Raw genomic sequence first — 632 nt, 5'->3', positions numbered from 1 at the left:
ATTGAAAATCAAAAATTGTTTTTGATGTTCGATGCTGTGAGTGCCCACACAGATTGCTTGATTCAAATTGTTAAAGAGCGACGCAACAGTGTGTTGCTGCGGGAGTGGAATTCTACTCAACCGCCTTCTCGAGTCAAGCCTTATTTTCAAAGGCTTTTCGAGGTTACCGACGAGGTTGTTTGCGTTGCCGCTTGCCGTGTCGATGGAGGCGCATTATAGGGAACAGATTCTTTCTGGCAACCCCTTATCTGCAATAAAATTGCAAAAAACCGCACTTTTTTAGTTATTCATATCCAGACACAGCTTTTATACAAACTTATCCACAGAAACTGGTTCCAGATTGCTAGAATGGCCGAAAACAAGGAGGCCAAGATGGACTTGCGACTGAGACCCTACAAGGGAAAACGTCCGCAATTGGGCAAATGGGTATATGTAGGGCGATATCAGCTGGCTGACGATGTTCACGCCAAGTGATCCAACCATTAACCATTCACCACTCAGCAGTGGTTTGGGAACAGCGCTTACTTCTATAGAAGAACATATAGGTGAATGATGAGTTGAGGCAGTTGAGGCAGTTGAGGCAGTTGAGGCAGTTGAGGCAGTTGAGGCAGTTGAGGCAGTTGAGGCAGTTG

Annotated in this window: 1 protein-coding gene and 1 pseudogene; both read left to right on the top strand. The window is 45.6% G+C overall.

All coding sequences use genetic code 11. From position 1 onward, the window contains the following. Positions 1-219, top strand: a 219-nt coding sequence (locus G5137_RS20665; protein WP_421255918.1) for a hypothetical protein, incomplete at its 5' end; no start/stop codon positions are given. A 129-nt stretch (positions 220-348) separates the two neighbouring features. Continuing rightward, a pseudogene (locus tag G5137_RS20660) lies at positions 349-459 on the top strand (gamma carbonic anhydrase family protein); the annotation flags it as partial. Positions 460-632 lie beyond the last annotated feature (173 nt).

The organism is Aeromonas sp. 600282 (genome assembly GCF_049175755.1).
GTDB classification, from domain to species: domain Bacteria; phylum Pseudomonadota; class Gammaproteobacteria; order Enterobacterales; family Aeromonadaceae; genus Aeromonas; species Aeromonas veronii_A.
Note: the sequence above shows the minus strand (reverse complement) of the source record. Positions and strands in the feature narration are given on the sequence as shown.